Below are 17089 nucleotides of genomic sequence, written 5' to 3'. Positions count from 1 at the left end.
CTGGGCAAATGAAACATTAAAGGCAATAATCAATTAAATTAATCATTGGAGCTTCTTTGTATACAATTTTACATTTCTGTCATTCTGACGAAAGAAGAATCTAAACTATATATGAAATTTTTCCTTCGTCGGAATGACAAAACAAATGCTTTATCCAAAATTGTATAGAGCTACCATCATTAAAACCAGTAATCATCATTTATTTTAAACGGTATTATAGATTTAATTCAGTGGTCACATGTTATAAAAAAACAGTGCTCTCCGAGGAGAGCACTGCTTATTGAATGAAGTATGGATTAATTTTTAATCAATTTGCCTTGCAGCGAGGTTTCTCCCGCTTGTACAATGACAATATAAGTACTTTGCAACCAGTGTGAGATGTCTACATTGATCTCTCCTGAAGCTGCTTTAAGTTCTTTCTGGAATTTAATATTACCCATAGTATCAAAAACCTTGATCTGTGTTGCCAATAATTTCTCATTGCCTGTATTATAGGAAACTTTCACTATTTCCTTCGCAGGATTCGGTGCCAGCTTCAGAGAAGAAGCCGTAGTAAGGCTAAGGCCTTTTCCTGTTTTGTCTGAAATAGATTTACCTATAACCTGTGGCTCAGCAACAAACTTACAATCGTCTTGTCCTAAGAATAAAATTGCATCATTTCCTCCAGGATAACTAGCATTTGGATAGAACATCAATGGATTGGCATTCATATCATATGTTCCTCCTGCCGGAATCGTAATCATAGATGGGAAATAAGTTCCATATCCATAAAGACTTGAAACGTTAAGCATCACCGGAAGGCTTCCGCTGTTGTATATAGTTCCATGAACATTATAATGATCTCCTGCCCATTTGAAAGATTCGATTTTGACATCAAAGTTACATTGTGTTTCTATACCACAATCTTTCCCTGGATAATAATTCATTGCTCCTGAATAATATCTGCAATACATTCCGCCTGCAGTCTGATCAATTCTCAGTCTGTAAGTTCCAGGGGAATCCACAAAGTTAAATGAATCAATGAAGGTATTGCTTCCGCTTTGCAGATTAACTCCAAATCTCTCCCATTGATGATAGTCAAAGGTTCCTTTTGGCCCAAGAATACGACGATATTTATCTCTACAGTAACTGTAACAACCTGTAGGGAATACCCACATCAGACTTTCGATACTCAATGGTACATCTATCTGAGCATATACTTTACAGCCACTTGGTGCAGTGTAGAATACTCTATACATCCCTCCTTCATCTACTGTAATGGTTTGTCCACTCATTCCATTACTCCAGTTGTATTCTCCATTTGCAGGTCCGGATACTGTAAGTTGAATTTTGTAAGGCTGGCAACCAACCTGAGTATATGTTACTGTAGGAACTGCCGGTGGATTGCTCACTGTAACAACAAAATCTTTAGATCCTGAACAATCTGTAGTTCCTGGTACACGAGCTTCCAGAGTGAAGGTATAGGTACCTGCTGATAATCCGCTTACAGTATAGGCAACTGGCTGAGCAGTAAGCCATCCTGCAGATAAAGGAACTCCATTTCTCTTCCATCTGTACTCCAGAGTATTGTCTGTTAAAATACCTTTAAGTACTCCATAGCTATTCTGACAGATGTTTGCTTGTCCTGATATATTTACATACGGCGGCTTTTTAAATGCAACATCTACCGCTTTAACACTCATTACATTAGTAGTACAACCGTCTGCTGAAATCAATACCGGCCAGTAACTTCCTGATTGTGTCGGTATAAAGTTCATTGAGTTAGGAGCTCCCGGCACCTGAACATTGCCATTCATCCAGATATAACCTGAAGGTACCGTACCTGAAGGTACAAATGAAATAAGCGGTGAGCTTCCTTCACATGCAACGGCATTGGGAGGGGTAAGATTTCCATCTAAATTAGCTGCATAAACCGTAATATTACGTGCAATAGAATTATACTCACAACCTTGCGGAGTCTTAATCATTAAGCTTACGCTCTTAGGTCCGGCAGTATTGAATGTTACATTCATATTCTGTTGTGAAGTCACAAAAGCTGTTCCGTCAAAAGACCATGTATAGATATTTCCAGGAGTGTATGAACTAGGTGAAAGAGTAATCACCTCTCCTTTACATGCTTTAAATGGAAGTAAGAAATTCGTACTTGGAACAGGTGCCAACGTAATCGTTTTCGTGATCGTACATGCCGGCAATGACGGCTGTGACGGGATAGACATCTTCATGGTAAAGGTATAAGTACCCGGCGCCAAATTATTATAAGTAGCTGTCTGACCCACCTGATCTGGCTGTCCTGCCATACTGAATCTATATTCTATAGAACTAGCAGGATTAACTTCAAATATTGTAGATGAATTATATAAAGTAACATTATATCCGTTCCCACTACAAACCTGACCAATATTGAATTTAGGCTCATATAGTTTTCGAACTTCAAAACTTGTTGAATACCAACATGAACCATATCTTAAACGTACACTTACAATGTGTGCACCGGCAAGATTAGTTTGGAAAGTAGCCGTAGGCTGTCCCTGAGGGCTTACCAGCGTCAGCACGTTATTAGTCACCCACTGGATTTCATCTGGAGCAACACTTACATTTAAATTATTTACAGTAATTGTATTACAACCAGTCCATTTTGGAGTAAAACTCACCATAGGAGGCGTTGTACAGTTACTGGCTGTTGGACAAGAGTTGATTACTTTGATCTCCTGTGAATATACATAACACTCATTAACATCCTTAGCTCTTACCTGATAGGTTCCTGCAAGACCTGTTCCTGATAAAGTATATGCATTGGTATTAAATCCTGGTAATGCAACACCATTTTTAAACCATTGCCACTCTACAATATTCGTAAGACCTGTAGAGCTGTTAGCTGTAAGGGTATAAGGCTGTAAAGGAAAGTCATCACAAACCATAAGATTATATACCGGAGAAACTGTAATAATTGTTTCAGGAAGAATGATAAAGCTCGCACTTGCTGTTGGCTTATATGCACATCCATTGGTTCCGCTATAAGTTACCGTTACGATCTGATTAACATTTCCACCTGTAGCATTCTGAATGTACCCGTTATTTGGGAAATCATATACTCCAGACGGATTGAATGTTGTGGTATAGGTATCTCCATTTGCAAAAGTAAATGTTACATTTGTTGCTGAAGTAATCACTCCCTGATCAACAGTAAAATGAAGGTTTGAACCTAAGCACACTTTTCCAACGTTCGTAAAGTTGACTACCGGAAGAGCTAGTTTACTTATAGGCATTATTATTATCTTTTTCTGCCCACATACCACAACTTCCAGTTTCAGGTTAGTTGAATATACACTACCAGCAACCTCGTTAATGTTTACAGTGATCGAAGAAGTCCCCTGCCCGGATATAACACTTCCGAAATTAGGAGTATCAAAACTCCATTCCATAGAATCAGGAACAATACCACCTAAATTAGCTGAAAAGTTTTGTGTACTGCTTGGGCAGAAAGGTCCTGAATTCTGATAAATATAAACCTTATCAATATTCATCGGTTTTATCGCCAATGAAAGTGGTTTAGACAGACAAGCTGCAGTGCCTTCCGTCCTGTAAGCAACCGATACTGAGTATGAAGATGCTCCAGGATTAAAAATAACAGTAGCACTGTTACCGGCATTACTTCCCTGAATGGTACCATTTGTAACACTCCATACCGGAATAACCCCAGGTTGCACTGGTGATGAAAGTGAATATACGTAAGGCTTATTTGGGCATACTACAATATCCCCCGTAATAGGTCCTCTTGGAGGCCTTGGAACACTTACCACCCTAATCAATATTGGATTACTTTCACATCCACCTCTGATTGCTGTAATCACATAATTTCCTGGTGTTAAAAAAGGATAATCAAGAGGAGCAGTAGTAGGTTGTGGCGACGTATGTACTGTGTCACCATTTAAAGTAACATTCCAGATAACAGGAACATTAGGTGAAGCCGTAAATGTCTGTGGTGTTCCCACACAGATTTCCTCTTTCCCTCCTGATATTGTTACAGGAGCTTCTACAACAATCGTTTTTTGTGCAGTGCCCCCACATAGCAATAAAGTATTTGTATATGAAGCCGTAAGTGTATAAGTACCCGGTACACTTCCAGTGAAAAGAACTTCATTTCTTTGCTGGTTATACGTCAACTGACCTGGTCCAGGTCCTGTTACATCCCAATCAATATGGGTAGTAGGCCACTGCGGAAGTGAATAGGTGTATTGCTTTCCTGAGCATACTATTGATTCTCCTTTAATTCTTGCTGTTTTTAAAATCACAGGAATCTTAACAGTAGTCCATACCGGGCAGCCACATTCAGATCTATACATCACATAGCCAAAACCGTCTTCAGGATCTACACTGTCCCATTTTACTTCGATTTCGTTTTCTGAGATATTCTGCCAAGATCCTCCAATCACTTTCCATTCTCCTTTGCAGCCATTCTTCACGCTGTACCTTTCAGCACTGCCTTCACACACCACTGAAGCACAGCTGATCTGTACTGGTGGGGCTTCTGCTATTTCTAATTTTTGATAGGTCGTTTCTGAGCATCCACATTTGTTGGTTACCGTTAAAGAAACAGTAACTCCTCCACCCTGAGTATAGGTATGAGAAGGTTCAAAAGCTGTAGATGTTGTTCCGTCCCCAAAATCCCAGAAATAATTAACAATATCAGTCCCGCCATTTGCATGGGATAAATTGTCAAAATGAACCTCAGTATTTTTACATACGATGTCTTTCAGGTTAACGAGAGTGAATTCTGCAGTAGGCTTATTTATTTTCTCAATGCAGATGTTTTGGGTTTCAGTAGTTCCATTCGTAAATGTAATAGTTGCCTGTAAAGAACCTGACCCCGCATTTCCCCATAAAATTTCAGCTTCAATATTGGCTCCTCCTGAAGTAGTTTGTAACACTCCTCCAGTAGGTATCCATGCTACAAAACTGATGTTTGAGCCATGAGCAGTATATTTCACTTTACTGCCTTCACAGACCCGGACACATGCGCCGGAATCAATGTCAGAAGCTCCGACAAGATTTTCCCCGGATCCTTTTTCGCCCCGGAAGATTTGGCATCCCACCTGGGAATCCCAGGTAATATGACTTAATGATTGTGCTTGTAGCCCCCAAGGCACCAGGAGCCAACATAGCAGGAGCCATCTGAAGATGTGCTGCCTACTAAAGTAAGTAGTGTTTTTCATGGTTAATAAAAATGTATTAATTTTCATTTGGAAATTAATGAAAATTTTAACACTAAAATCATTTATTAGTGAAAAATATTACATTTATACACATTAAAAATCAATAATATCCCGGAATTACTGATCAAAACTTAATTCATGACCGATAATTATTTAGAGAAAAATTAATTTATTTTCATTTTAAAAGCATTAAAAATGAATTTTTCACTGATTTTATTAATATTTAAAAGTAAAAAATTAACCAAAAACCAATATCAACATGTATTAATTACACCAATAAAGAAAAAAGCCATAAAATGAAACACATATTTTAAACACACCTAAACTAATGACAACGGTGTAAAACTGCATATAGTTACCTTATTTTTATAATTCAGCAGGAACTGTTTCAATTCATTTAAAATATTTCTCTGAATATGCATACGTAAACCGGAAAACCTGATACGGAAATGACTCATATAACGAATTTCCTTCATTGAACGAGTTTCCTTTTTCAAAATTCTCCTTTGACTCCTGAAACAAAACTTTAGCCTCCTCATTCTTATTCATTTTGAGCAATGACATTGCTTTATAATACTTTGCATCTGCAAAATCTTTATAATATTTCAGCGAAACATCAAAATATGCTGCTGCCTTCGAATAATTATCAGTTTCATATTCTATCACCCCCAGATAAAACATTTCATATGGATTTACAAAATCACGTTTTCTTCCAAAGGCAACTGCTTTTTCCATATACTGTCTGGAAAGATCAAACCTGTTCATTTGCAGATAGCACAGGGCCATCCAAAAACTATAAGGATGATCCATCACTGTTCCGGATTCATATTTCTTCGATAATTCTTCAAATTCAGACAAAGCACCGGTATAATTTTTTTGAAATAAACATTTTATAAATGCCCGGTATTCTTTATAATGATCAGTTGTATCCAATTCAACAGCTTTATTCAGATACTCCATGCCCAGTTCATACTTTCTCTGCTTGAATAAAGGCATTGCCTTCTGCTGCCAAAAGAAAGCTTCTTTCGGTACAATAGTAATGATTGAATCCAGATAGAGCTGATGCTGGACAGAAAAAACAGAAACCTTTGCGTCTTCTTTCAGCAAATTCATAAAAATCTTCTTCTGAACATCATTCAGATCTTTAGTCATGGTTCTGCTCTGCGAAAATATGATTACAGGGAATAAAAGAAATACTATTTTCATCGGTAATGAGTCTTTAATAATAATGTCTGTTCTCAAATATACACAATTAGCCAAGCGCTGTACAAAGCATTTCTGTTTTAATTTCTCACTCAATCTGTATCCTTTGTACAATAAAAAGAACTTATTTTGCAGCAAAAATAAAGCAACAGAAAAATGAAAAGATATTTCAGGGAAATAATGATCCTTTTGATAGTAGTACTGTCAAGATTACCTTTCATTTTTAATAGTCTCGGTTCAGATCTGGATGCCTGGAGAGAAGTCTATACAGGAAAAATATTGTATGAAGATCATATTTACAATGTTTCCCGTTTTCCCGGATATCCGTTTCCTGAATTTTTATATGCTTTAGTCTATGACAAGCCTTACTGGTGCATCAATTTACTTTCGGTTTTATTTACTTTCGGATGTTCCTTATATCTTTTTAAGACTTTGAATCTTCTTAAAATACAGTCAGCCTTCCTCATTAGTATCGCATTCTCTTTTGTACCGGTTATTTATCTGAACAGTACAATCGCCATGGAATACAACTGGTCTTTGTTCTTTCTGCTGGTCAGCGTATATTATCTTCTGAAGAAAAACCTTTGGATAGCTGCATTGTTTTTTGGATTGATGGTAAGTACCAGGTTCAATAATATTATTTTTCTGCCGGCCTTTCTTTTTCTTACGTATTTCTATACGGGAAAAGAAGTAAAAAAAAGTATTCTATTTTCAGTTCTGGCTTTTCTTTTTATCGGGATTTTTTTCTCGCCTGTTCTCCTGAAATATGGATTTAATTTTTTCCAGAGTTCCGGAGATTCAGAATTTAACCTCACAAGTCTGTTGAGCCTGGGCACATTATACATCTATGGAGCCTTAGGAATGACCTCCATTATTTCAGGCTTAGGAATCCAACTCTTTACAGGAGGTTATCAGAAAATAAAAGAGGTACCCAGGAACCATTTTGCCCTATTCAGTATTCTAATCATCATTTCTAATCTGGCATTCTTTATTAAGTATCCACTGGAAGCAGGATATCTGATCCCGTCAGTTCCTTTTATCCTGATCCTCTTACAATACATCCTGAATGAAAAGCTGCTGAAACCAGTATTATGCGTAATAGTTTTTTCTCCATTTTTAGTTCATATAACGGCCAATAAAATTCAGATTAAAGGAAGTGTATTCAGTAATGAAGATTATGAAAATCAGCAATTAAAATATTGTAAAGATCTCATCGGGGAAATTCAGGTACATTCCGCCAATCAGCCTGCAGTTTTTCATTTAGGAAATTTTTCCGAACAGGTTTTATTCGTGGGAAATTTTGATAAAAAAAGCAAGATAAAGATTGTTAAAAACCTTAGTCCCAAAGATGAGGAAGATATCATAAATAAAAAAATCCCCTTGTACTATATCAATACAGGAGATGGAAAAATTGAAAATAACAAAACCCATATCCTGGACAAATATGGCACATTGTTTTATAAAGATTTTGAATTAAAAAGGTAAAAACCTTACTTCTCCAAGATCATAATCAAAAACATACCATTCCCTTCTCCATCATTGCAGCTCTCCCTAAACCTTGCATAAAAAATGAAATATATTATCTTTGTTTTTTCGAGGCTTATCTTAAACTTTTATTCGAAAATATTCTACATGAAAAAAAAAAGCTTTTTATTTTCCGCTAAAGGAATTCTTATCGCAGGTTTTTTATCCTTAAATACAGTGATGTATGCTCAGAAAACAGCAGATCTTTCAACGATTTCAGAAAAAACTTTAAGCAGCATACTGGAGAAAAACAGAAATTATTATACACAGGGTAAAGTAGCGGATTATATTCCTGAACTGGGTAAAATGGACGCTAAAGCTATCGCCTTTTCTGTAGTGGATAAAACCGGTAAGGTATTCAGCACAGGAGACGTTCAAAAGAAATTCACTATGCAGAGCATTTCCAAAATCATTGCTTTAATGGTTGCCGTAAAGGAAAGAGGAGAAGCCAATGTCTTCGATAAAATGGGATATTTCGGATCAGACAGACCATTCAATCACTTTTCTAACCTGGAAACAACGGGTAAACCGCTTAATCCGATGATGAATGCGGGAGCAATCCTTACCACCTCTTTAATTTCCGGTGATGGGGAGAAACCATTCCTTAAAGTGTTGGATATGGTTCGGTACATCACGAAAAACACGACGATTGATTACAGCAAATCCGTCTATGAATCCGAAAAATCCACCGGACACCGTAACCGTGGCATGTTCTATATCATGAAAAACAGCGGACTGATTTCAGGAAACGAAGATCAGCTGGATAATTATTTCAAGCAGTGCTCTATTGAAGTTACCGCTGAAGACTTAGCCAAAATCGGATATTTCTTTGCCAATCAATGTGTGCGTTTCGATGGTGACACCCAATATAAAAATGCTGATGTTGCCCAACTGATAGAATCTCAAATGCTGACTGCCGGAATGTATGAATTCAGTGGAGAATACTCCCGAATGGTAGGCTTACCAAGCAAATCAGGAGTAGGTGGCGGAATTACCGTAAGTGTTCCCGGAAAAATGGGAATTGGCGTATTCAGCCCTGCTTTGGATCAACATGGAAATTCAATGGCAGGATATCATATCATTTTAGACCTGGCCAAGCAATACAATTTGAGCATATTCTAAGACGATAAAGATTATTTTTGATTATATAAAAATTGAAAGTAAACAATCTGTTACTATAATTAAACATTATCTTAACAAATCAAAACCTATAATTAATTCATGTAAATAAATCAAAAACATTAAAGAACAGGAATATTTATTACAGAATAATCAAATCGTCATTAAAATATACAAAGAGGACTCATTAATTGCAGTCCTCTTTTATTTTTAAATGAACTTGATAAAAAAAATCTATAATGATTAAAATTATCATTTCCTTAATCTTATACGTTAAATAATTCACAAAATACATTCTTCACTTTACCTCATATAGTATTCCAATTCAACCCCATGCAACACTAACTAATATTTTTGCGATATTTTCAAATTTACTTTTTGTAGATTTTATCGTAAAATCCGCATGTTATCTTTTTGTAATATAACAAAAACAAATCTCTTCTTTTTGAAATATTTTATTTTTTATTTCTATATTTGCTTAACATTTCTTTAACTATAATTATTTATTTTTATAGTTACACAGATTGTGCCGGCTTGTTTATAACGAATAAGAAAATAAACCATATACTTTTATAACATTTGAACAATTAACATTTGTTTGTTAAAAAATTATTATCGAATTCTATTTATGATTAAAAACATATCATAAATTTATTATTTTTATTCATGTATTACAAACAATCAGTCTATACAACCATTAGATTGATGTTTTAATACAAAATCGCATATTATTATTTTAATACTAAGTGCAATGAAAAACTTGACCATTTTTAGGCTAACGCCTTTTGAAAAGCCGGACACCTACCTTTACTCTAATTACCTTAGGGACAGCTATAATTTGTTGAATTATTTCCAACAAACAAGCCATACTTTTAAAAATATAATAAAAACCAATTTTATGATTTTGTCATAAGCATCTCTCTTTGCCTCAAAGACTTATGCATTATCACAAAATCCTTACTAACATATCACGCCATGAAAAACCTAACCATTATTGGACTAACGCCTTTTGAAAAGCCAGACGTCAACCTTATGCCTAAATTGCATCAGGCGGGTGTATTTCCTGTCCTCAGCTTAGGCCAAGAGTTAACGACCGCCCAGGCAGCACTTAGTCAACTGGAAGAAACAACCCTACCCTCTTATGGTATTTATGTTTCTAATGAAAAATTTTCAGATCTTCAGCTTCCTGAAAATGTAAGATTTGCGATCTTACCATTCGGAATGAAGGTTACTCAAAATCCGGAACTGGATATTATCTATCAGGTAACCAGCTTAGAAGAAGCTAAACAAGCTGAACAATCAGGAGCCAAAGGAATCATCATCAAAGGAAATGAAGCCGGAGGTCAAATCGGCTACGAATCTACATTTGTATTGTTCCAGCGTATTATTAATGAAATCAAAAGCATTCCGGTGTGGGTACAGGGGGGAATAGGACTCCATACTGCCGCAGCCGTGAAAGCTTTGGGTGCCACAGGAATTGTACTTGATAGCCAACTGGCTTTATTCCCTGAAAGTTCTGTTCCAAAGGACATAAAAGAATTGTGTTCAAAACTTAACGGAACTGAGACTAAGATCATTGCCAATCACCGTGTATTGGTAAGACCCAACTCACCTTCATTACCGGACAATATTACAGCTGAAGACCTTAAACAGCATTTTAAAGATCTTGATATCAGCAAGAGCTACATCCCAATGGGACAGGATATTTCCCTTGCAACTGATCTTTATGAAGAGTTCAGAACACTGAAAAAACTTGCATTTGGTTTAAAAGAGGCTATGTATGGTCACCTGAAACAAGCTAAAGCTCTTCAGGTTATTGATCAGAACAACCCGTTAGCACAGGATCTTGGATTAACATATCCCATTGCACAGGGACCAATGACCCGTGTAAGTGATGTTCCCGGATTTGCCAATGCTGTTGCAGAAGCAGGAGCTTTGCCATTTGTTGCCTTATCATTACTGAAAGGAAGCTCAGCCAAGTCTTTGGTTATGGAAACTAAAGAACTGGCAGGTAACAAAACCTGGGGTGTAGGTATTTTAGGATTTGCCCCTCAGGAATTAAGAGACGAACAAACCTCTTATATCCTTGAAGCCCAGCCACCAGTGGTCCTGATCGCAGGCGGAAGACCGACACAGGCCAAAGTATTTGAAAAAGCAGGAATAAAAACATTCCTTCACGTTCCATCTCCTGCCCTGTTAGATATTTTCCTTAAAGAAGGAGCAAAGAGTTTTATTTTCGAAGGCCGTGAATGTGGTGGGCACGTAGGTCCGTTATCCAGCACAGTTCTTTGGGAAAAGCAAATTGAACGTATATTAAAAGAAGATCATCCGGAAAATATTACTGTATTTTTTGCTGGTGGAATCCATAATGATTTCTCAACAGCATTCGTTTCTATCATGGCTGCTCCATTAGCTGCCAGAGGGGTAAAAGTGGGTGTATTGATGGGAACTGCTTACCTGTATACTCAGGAAGCCGTACAAACCGGAGCCATTCAGGAAGAATTCCAGTTACAGGCAATGCAGGCTAAAGATACTGTCTTATTAGAAACAGCTCCGGGACACGAAACCCGTTGTTTAAATACATCATTTGCTGACCACTTTAATACCGAGAAAGCTAAACTTTTAGCAGCCGGAACAGATAAAAAAGAAGTTTGGGAAAAACTGGAAAAACTCAACGTAGGCCGTTTAAGAATTGCTGCAAAAGGAATAGAACGCCAGGGAGATCAATTGGTAAACATTCCTAAAGATGATCAATTAGATCTTGGAATGTACATGATTGGTCAGATTGCAACGATGCAAAACAAAGTGCTTACTCTGGAAGAACTTCACCAAAACGTAAGTATTGGCAATTACGAATATATTCAAAATGCTGAATTATCTGAACAACCAACATCAAGCGAAAAACCATTAGACATTGCCATTGTCGGAATGGAATGTATTTTCCCTGGCGCTAAAAATCTGGATGAATTCTGGAGAAATATCATCTTAGGGAAAGACAGTGTTACTGAAGTTCCGGACGAAAGATGGAATAAAGATCTTTACTATAAACCTGATTCAGACGAATCCGATGTATCCCATTCAAAATGGGGTGGTTTTATTCCGAAAATTGATTTTGATCCGCTTACATTCGGTATTCCGCCACAATCTCTTGCCGCTATTGAACCTACCCAATTGCTTACGTTATTGGTAGCAAAACGCGCGATGGAAGACGCTGGATATGGTGAAAAACATATTAATAGAGAAAACATCTCTGTAATTATCGGTGCCGAAGGTGGTAACGATCTTGCTAACAGCTATAGTTTCAGAGGCTTTTATAAACAAGTCTTCGGAGAACTTCACGAAGAAGTAAAAGAGGCATTCCCACATACCACAGAGGATTCTTTCCCTGGTATTTTGGCCAATGTGATCGCAGGTAGGATTACGAATCGCCTGGATCTTGGAGGAAGAAACTTTACTGTAGATGCAGCATGTGCTTCTTCTTTGGCTGCTCTAGATTTAGCCTGTCAGGAACTTGCACTGGGTAAATCAGATATGGTTCTTGCCGGAGGTGCAGACTTACACAACGGTATCAACGATTACCTGATGTTCTCCAGTACTCACGCTCTTTCCAGAAAAGGAAGATGTGCAACATTCGACAGTGAAGCAGACGGGATCGCCCTCGGAGAAGGAATTGCTATCCTTGTTTTAAAAAGATATGAAGACGCTGTCAACGATGGTGACCGTATTTACTCTGTAATCAAAGGAGTGGGCGGATCCAGTGACGGTAAAGCGTTAGGTCTTACTGCACCAAGAAAAGTTGGTCAGGTAAGAGCCTTAGAACGTGCCTATACTCAGGCAGGAATCAGTGCTGCCTCTGTAGGATTGGTAGAAGCTCACGGTACAGGAACCGTTGTTGGAGATAAAACAGAATTAAGTGCTTTAACCAACTTATTCAGTCGTTCAGGGGCATTACCGGGACAGACGCATTTAGGTTCTGTGAAGACCCAAATCGGGCATACCAAATGTGCTGCAGGATTAGCAGGTTTAATCAAAGCTTCTTTAGCAGTTTACCATGGAGTGAAACCTCCTACCCTTCACCTTAAACAGCCTAATGCCTATTATAATGCAGCAACCAGCCCATTCTCTTTCCATGCTGAAACAGGATTATGGACTGAAAAGAACCGTTATGCAGGAGTCAGTGCCTTTGGATTCGGAGGGACAAACTTCCACACAGTAATTGCTAACCATCCGAAGAAGGATGATTCTATTGCAATGCAGTCATGGCCTTCAGAATTATTTGTATTCCGCGGGGATACTTATGAAGAAGCAAAAGGACAGTCAGCTCAAATCAAAACATTATTGGAAATCAATGATGAAATTCCATTAAAAGATATCGCGTACAGTTTAAGTATCACTTCAGAAAAGCCAATTCAGTTCAGTATTGTTGCGGACACTGCAGTTGACCTGATGATGAAAATTGAATTAGTATTGCTGGGGATAGAGACTAAAGATACTTTCACCGTAAGTAAAAAAGAAGGTAAAGTAGCGTTCACATTCCCTGGACAAGGAAGCCAGAGAATCAATATGGCCCGTGATCTGTTCGTAGTATTCCCGGCTATGCGTAAAGTGATTGATAACTATCCTGAGCTTGAAAAAGTAGTTTTCCCTTCAACAACATTCAATGAAGCGGATTTAAAACAACAGAAAGAAACTATAAAAGACACCCGTTTAGCACAACCGCTTTTAGGAATTGTTGATCTTGCATTGGCTAAATTCTTAGAATCACTAGGAATTGTTCCTGATATGTTAGCTGGTCATAGCTACGGAGAATTGCCAGCCCTATGCTTCTCAGGAGTATTTGCTGAAGATAAACTGGTTGACTTAAGTATTCAAAGAGCACAATCTATTTTAAATTCAGTAGAAGGCGGAGATCCGGGTTCCATGTTAGCTGCAAGCGCTACTCATGATCGCTTACAGCCGATCATTGCCAAAGTGGAAGGATGTTACCCTGTTAACTTCAATGCTCCTACTCAATGTGTGATTGCAGGAAGTACACCAGCAATCAATACGTTATTGGAAGTCCTTAAACAGGAAGGTATTTCTGCTAAAAAACTGGAAGTTGCGTGTGCTTTCCACAGCCCATTATTGGCAAAATCAAAAGATTTATATGCTGATGTATTAAAAGACGTTCCTTTTGAAGAAATGCAGATTCCTGTATGGTCTAATACAACAGCACAAGTATATCCATCGAATCCTTCGGACATCAAAGAAAGATTGACTGACCACCTGGTACAGCCAGTAAAATTCGTGGAGCAGATGCAGGCGATGTATAACGATGGAGCAAGAATCTTCATCGAGGTAGGACCAGGAAAGGTTCTTACAGGATTGGCGAAATCATGTATTGAAAAAGATCAGTTAACCTTATATGTTGAAGACAGCAGCCGTAATAAATTCACCCATCTACTATGCATGTTAGCTCAGTATTTAGGAACCGGACGCAACTTCAATATTGAAAAACTTTTCGATGGCCGCTTCGTTCAGCTTGTTGATATCAATCAGCCTGAACTGTACAAGAAAAGCCCGGCCATCTGGCGTGTTAACGGACAAGCTGCACATCCGACAACAGGCTCACTGCCTGCTAATGGTGCGCTCCCTATCATAAACCCTATTCCTATGAACAATTTTACGACTCATAATACGCAAGCTCCTGCACCGGAAGGCCTATCTACGGCAGAACGTATGCTGCAGGAATATTTAAACAGCATGAAATTAATGATACAGGCACAACGTGATGTGATGCTTTCCTTTATGGGACAGAATCCTCAGGTGAACCCAATGCCTGTTTATAATACACCACCGCCGGCTCATGCTCCTGAACGTACAATACCTGTACAACAGGTTCAACAAGCGACAACAGTTGCAGTTACTGCTACTGCCGTTGTTGTAAAAGCTGCTCCAACAAGAGATATCAAAGCTTTATTACTTCAGGTTGTAAGTGATAAAACAGGATATCCTCAGGAAATGTTAGGAATGGAGATGGATCTTGAAGCTGATTTAAGTATCGACTCTATCAAAAGAGTGGAAATCATCGGAACGCTTCGTAATGAACTGGGAACATTGGCTAAAGGCAATACCAATGAAGATATGGTGATGGAACAACTGGCAGGAATCAAAACCCTGAGCGGATTAGTTTCATGGCTTACTGAATTCTCAGGAGCAGATGCAACACCAGCAGCTCCTGAAACAAACGGAACTTCAGCTGAAGTAGCTTCAACACCACAAGCAAAAGCGACTTTATCATTAGAAGACCTTCAAAATGCTATCCTGAATATCGTAAGCGAAAAAACCGGATATCCGAAAGAAATGCTAGGTCTAGATTTAGATTTAGAAGCAGACCTTAGTATCGATTCTATCAAGCGCATGGAAATCATTGCTGATCTTAAAAACAAGATCGGTTTTGGTGAAAACCTTGAACAGGCTGATGATGTAATGGAAAAACTGGCAGCGATCAAAACACTTCGTGGATTGGCTAGCTGGATCAGTGAAATGAGCGGTGATACTAGTGAAGTAAAAAATGAAGTAAAGCAAGAAGTAACTTCTGAAGCTACAAACAATGTATTATCACGTCTTCGTTTTGATATCACTCCTACAGATGCATCTTCAGTACAAAATACAGAGGTTCTGCAAGGAAAACGTTTCGCCATCACTCAGGATGACAGCCAACAAACCTCAGCGATTAAAGCTGAATTGGAAAAACATGGAGCTATCGTAGAATTGGTAGATGCAGATAAAGATCTTTCCAATGTTGATGGATTAATCATGTTAGACTTATTCTCAGCTACGGATAAACCAAGCATTATTGATCATGTTGATTTAATTAAAAAACTTGATTTTGATAAAGCAAAATGGGTGTATTTAATTTCAGACATAGCTGCTAATATTCAGGAAATCAATGATGTAAGTGTGTTACGCCATCACCAGGGTTACCCAGGACTTTTCAAAAGTTTAGCTAGAGAATTTGATCATACAACTTGTAGATTAATCAGCTTGAGCAGTCCTCAGGAAGTAGATCAGATCGCTGAAATTACTTTAAAGGAAATCCTTACCAACGATAAACCTGTTGAAGTAATTTATAAAAACGAAAAAAGACATAAGGTAGATATTATCCCTTCTCCATTGTCAACAAGCTTAAGTGAAGCCCACATTCAGTTAGATCAGAAATCTGTAGTACTGGTATTGGGAGGAGCGCAAGGAATCACTGCAGAATTGGTGAAACACATGTCTCAGGCATATCCATGTACTTATATTTTAGTAGGAAGATCAGCAGATCCAAGAAATGAGGCTTCTGCAAAAGAATTCGAAGGAATGAAAACGAAAGAAGAAATCAGAGCATTCCTGATTAAATCCGGAAAATTCACTTCCCCTGCTGAAATTGAAAAAGAAACCACAAAAGTTTTCAAAAATAATCAGATCCTACGCACGATCCGTGATATGGAAGCTCTTGGAAACACTATCATTTATCAGTCATTAGACCTTTGTGACGAAGAAGGATTAAGCAACCTGATCAGCGGTATTTATGAAAAATACAACCGTTTAGATGGGGTGATCCATGGAGCAGGGCTTTTAGAAGATAAATTATTCAAACAAAAGACCACTTCTTCATTCGGACGTGTATTTGATACCAAAGTAAAACCACTTCGTGTATTGGCTGAACAACTTCGTACAGACTGCCAGTTTGTGGTATTATTCTCAAGTATCGCATCGGTATACGGTAACAAAGGCCAGACAGATTATGCCGCTGCCAACAGTGTACTGGATGATTATGCTAATGCGCTGAATAAAAGATTAAAAGGAAAAGTAATCTCCATCAATTGGGGCCCTTGGAAAGGTGCCGGAATGGTTTCTTCCACCCTTGAATCAGAATACGAACGTAGAGGAATCTCTATGATCCCATTGGATGAAGGAAAAGAAATCTTCCTTAATGAAATAAAATACGGAACAGAAAGCCAGGTGCTGATCATGTCAGGAAATAATTGGTAAACTCTGTATTA

5 protein-coding genes are annotated in these 17089 nt (G+C 37.9%); 3 read left to right on the top strand and 2 right to left on the bottom strand.

What is annotated here, in order from left to right:
• Positions 1-296: 296 nt before the first annotated feature.
• Complete coding sequence (locus DRF65_RS13225) at positions 297-5240, bottom strand: PKD domain-containing protein (RefSeq protein ID WP_115971238.1); 4944 nt, start codon at positions 5238-5240, stop codon at positions 297-299.
• Positions 5241-5606: 366 nt separating this feature from the next.
• Complete coding sequence (locus DRF65_RS13220; RefSeq protein ID WP_123947339.1) at positions 5607-6419, bottom strand: tetratricopeptide repeat protein; 813 nt, start codon at positions 6417-6419, stop codon at positions 5607-5609.
• A gap of 153 nt (positions 6420-6572) precedes the next feature.
• Here DRF65_RS13220 and DRF65_RS13215 point away from each other — a divergent pair, with 153 nt between their 5' ends.
• From DRF65_RS13215 to DRF65_RS13205, 3 genes are all read left to right on the top strand, one after another.
• On the top strand, positions 6573-7901 hold the full coding sequence (locus DRF65_RS13215; protein WP_115971236.1) for a hypothetical protein: 1329 nt from the start codon (positions 6573-6575) through the stop codon (positions 7899-7901).
• A 147-nt stretch (positions 7902-8048) separates the two neighbouring features.
• The gene (gene glsA / locus DRF65_RS13210; protein WP_115971235.1) at positions 8049-9062 is read left to right on the top strand and encodes a glutaminase A; all 1014 of its coding nucleotides are present in this window, start codon (positions 8049-8051) and stop codon (positions 9060-9062) included.
• Between the two features lie 972 nt (positions 9063-10034).
• A complete protein-coding gene (locus DRF65_RS13205) occupies positions 10035-17078 on the top strand; it encodes a type I polyketide synthase (RefSeq protein WP_115971234.1) in 7044 nt (2347 codons plus the stop codon).
• The last annotated feature ends 11 nt before the right edge of the window (positions 17079-17089 follow it).

This window comes from Chryseobacterium pennae (assembly GCF_003385515.1).
Classification (GTDB): domain Bacteria; phylum Bacteroidota; class Bacteroidia; order Flavobacteriales; family Weeksellaceae; genus Chryseobacterium; species Chryseobacterium pennae.
This window is presented reverse-complemented; position numbering and strand designations above follow the sequence as displayed.

What these genes read in the sequence shown, in the direction of transcription:
- glsA (WP_115971235.1), top strand. Translation starts at nt 8,049, where the DNA reads ATGAAAAAAAAAAGCTTTTTATTTTCCGCTAAAGGAATTCTTATCGCA.
- DRF65_RS13220 (WP_123947339.1), bottom strand. Translation starts at nt 6,419, where the DNA reads ATGAAAATAGTATTTCTTTTATTCCCTGTAATCATATTTTCGCAGAGC.
- DRF65_RS13215 (WP_115971236.1), top strand. Translation starts at nt 6,573, where the DNA reads ATGAAAAGATATTTCAGGGAAATAATGATCCTTTTGATAGTAGTACTG.
- DRF65_RS13225 (WP_115971238.1), bottom strand. Translation starts at nt 5,240, where the DNA reads ATGAAAATTAATACATTTTTATTAACCATGAAAAACACTACTTACTTT.
- DRF65_RS13205 (WP_115971234.1), top strand. Translation starts at nt 10,035, where the DNA reads ATGAAAAACCTAACCATTATTGGACTAACGCCTTTTGAAAAGCCAGAC.